General features: G+C 60.5%; 2 protein-coding genes. Both read right to left on the bottom strand.

Annotated elements, in window-relative coordinates; genetic code table 11:
* A partial coding sequence (locus V5E99_RS30780; protein WP_499806284.1) for a hypothetical protein occupies positions 1-1,974 on the bottom strand: 1,974 nt, incomplete at its 3' end.
* Positions 1,975-3,053: 1,079 nt separating this feature from the next.
* Positions 3,054-3,304 (bottom strand): DUF6124 family protein (locus V5E99_RS30785; protein ID WP_499803323.1); only part of this gene is annotated, 251 nt, incomplete at its 5' end.

Genomic DNA, 3,304 nt, shown 5'->3' on the forward strand with positions numbered 1-3,304 from the left:
GTTGAGCTCTTTCAACTGGGCTTTGTCGCCGGGGTTGCCGGTGAACGTTATGCGCACCGTCACGCCACTGGTGTAGGCCAATACCTCAATCGGGTTGGTAGCGGGTGCGACCAGCGTCGGTGGGTCCAAGTGCAGTTGCGCACTGCCCACACGCCACACCCGTTCCCGGGAAAACCGTGTCATCTCAGCCCCACGCTTACGGTAGTAATCCGCCGTCACCGTGCCATTGAGGTTGGGATGGATGTGCTCCGCCCGAACCAGAAACGGCACTGGTTTACCGGCCGTTTGGTTGCTCAACGGGATTTCGTACAGCGGATGAGCGCCGGTGACCGAGCCGACCCAGCGTAGCCCAACGATATCCCCCGCACGGGTGTCACTCGGCACGTTGAACGGGGCGATGACGTTGGCGCCGTTTGGGGTGTTTTCCGGCAGCAGCACGTCGCCTTCGGCTTCAGTGATTTGCGGTGCATTGAAGTCTGGCGCCGCCACGCCGACGTTGAGTTCCAGCGGCAGGGATTCGCGTTCGCTGCGCACGGTCAGGTCATCGTTGGCGACCACGTAGTAGAGCTTCAGGGTACCGCCATCCAGCGGTGCAATTTGGCTGCCGGGCAGGTCACGGGTGATCGGGTTTGTGGCGTCACTTTCAGAGACGATGATCGGGATCGAGTAGTAGGTCTCGCCACCGCCAGGACGCCGGCCTTGGCAGTGGATAGTGATCAGGTCGCCAGTTCTTCGACCTTCAAAATACGGCACGGCAATCGTCGCATAAGGCGAATTTGAGGGCAGGGTGCCGCCCGGTGCCTGGGCCACGCTGGGCGCTGGCAAGCGGCTGATGTCGCCCTTCACGTTGACGCTGGCGTTTTTCGAGGGCCGGTCCGGTTCCCCGTCACGCACACGCACGTAGGACACCGTGGCCCAGCCCTGGGCGATGGCTTTGACGGCGGCGTTGGGGATGGCGAAGTCATAATGAAACGGCACGGCGTCCACCAACTCCACCAGCGGCCCGACGACGATGGGCGAGCCTTGGGCGGGGGTGCCGGTCCAGGTCAGGCGCAGGCTGTCGCCCACCTTGAAATCCGTGGTGTTGGTGTAGACCCGGACCTCGACATCGTCGTTGCCCAACTGCTCCAGATCTATGTTGTTGGTGGGCCGGCCGCCCATCAGCACCAGCGGCGCATCCAGCCGATTGCCCCCCAAATCCACCAATACGTAGCTGAACGGCGCCCAGGAATCGCGCTCATCGGGGTAATTGCCGACGCAATCGATGACCTGATACGTCACCACCACCCGCGAGCCATCGCCGGCCCGTTCAATGACCTCGCGGGTGAAAGTGATCACGATCGGGTTGTTCAGCGGGTCATTGACCTGCGCCTGGGTCACCGGGTAATGAATCACTTCCTGACTGCCCCAGCGGCAGACGATGCGGTCAAACGCGGTCATGTGTTCGTAGGGCTCGATGCGCAGCTTCACGCCCAGGTCCGCCATGCCGGCGTCGATGCCGTTGGAAATGTCGGTGAGGAAGGTGTACTGGAAACCCGAATGGCCGGGTTCGGGGTTGTCGTCGTAACCGCCGGGGCGGGTGGTTTTGACCAGATAGGTCAATTTCGGCTCGGAGTCTTCCGATGCCTGATTGCGGCGTATTACCCGATAAAACACCGGCCGCGCGTCCCCGTCCAGCACCTGGCTTTTCGCGACCCGGAGCACCACCGGTTTATCGACTTCGTCGTCGAACTGGATGGTTTCTGTGGCGACGGGCGAGGTGAGGTTTTGCCAATACAGCTGAACCTCATCGCCGATGTCCATCATCTCCCACGGCGAGATGATGCATTGCAGCCCCGCCTCAAGGGCCCGAATCGGAATGCCGCCGTCATAGTGCCGTGGGTCGATCAGGGAGGTGCTGGTCGGGAAATATGGCAGACGCAGGGCCTGAGGTTTAACGGTCATGCTGGATTCAAGTGCGGGTAAACGGCTCATGGGAACGCTCCTTTGCCGCAGGGCGGAATGGAGGTATCACACGAAAAAGGGCGGGGGTTTGGCTACTGTCAGATCTGACAGTTGCGACGAGTGGTCACCGCCCATTACCCCTCTCCCCAGGCCCGACCCGGACCTGTAGGAGCTGCCGCAGGCTGCGATCTTTTGATCTTGCCTTTCACAATCAAGGTCAAAAGATCGCAGCCTGCGGCAGCTCCTACGGGGGGAGTGTCCGGTTTCTATTTCTGTGTCAGGTCGTGATTACAACTCTGTGGCGAGAGGGCTTGTGGGGACGCCGGGAGCATTCCGGCCGCTCCTACGCCGACCGCGTTCACTCGACTTAACGCGATTCCTGTAGGAGCTGCCGAAGGCTGCGATCTTTTGATCTTGCCTTTCACAATCAAGGTCAAAAGATCGCAGCCTGCGGCAGCTCCTACGGGGGAGTGTCAGGTTTCCATTTTCTGTGTCAGGTCGTGATTACAACTCTGTGGCGAGAGGGCTTGTGGGAACGCCGGGAGCAATCCGGCCGCTCCTACGCCGACCGTGTTCACTCGACTTAACGCGATCCCTGTAGGAGCTGCCGAAGGCTGCGATCTTTTGATCTTGCCTTTCACAATCAAGGTCAAAAGATCGCAGCCTGCGGCAGCTCCTACGGGGGGAGTGTCCGGTTTCTATTTCTGTGTGAGGTCGTGATTACAATCCCGTGGCGAGAGGGCTTGTGGGAACGCCGGGAGCCATCCCGCGCCGTCTGGTTTTGTGGCCGCTCCTACGCCGACCCGCGTTCACTCGACTTAACGCGATTCCGGTAGGCGCTGCCGCAGGCTGCGATCTTTTGATCTTGCCTTTCACAATCAAGGTCAAAAGATCGCAGCCTTCGGCAGCTCCTACGGGGGAGTGTCCGGTTTCTATTTCTGTGTCAGGTCGTGATTACAACTCTGTTGCGAGAGGGCTTGTCGGAACGCCGGGAGCCATCCCGCGCCGTCTGGTTTTGCGGCCGCTCCTACGCCGACCGTGTTCACTCGACTTAACACGATCCCCGTAGGAGCTGCCGAAGGCTGCGATCTTTTGATCTTTATCCCGCGCTAACCCTGCGGATCAAGATTATCCAGCGCCCGATTCACCGCCAATTCGCCGAGCATGATGACCTGCGCGATGCCGAGCAGGGTGTGGCGGTGAGGGCTGTCCAGGAAGCCTGCCAAATCGCTGGCCATGACATTCGCCGAGGCCAGTGATTCGCAGGCGTGGGCCAGCAGGTTTTCGGTGCTGATGTCGGGGGCGACCAGGAAGAAGGGGCTGGGTTTGCGAGGAGGATTGGGTGTTGGTTTGAACATGT

The sequence above is a fragment of the Janthinobacterium sp. LPB2021202312-11-4 genome (assembly GCF_037049705.1).
Lineage (GTDB): Bacteria > Pseudomonadota > Gammaproteobacteria > Pseudomonadales > Pseudomonadaceae > Aquipseudomonas.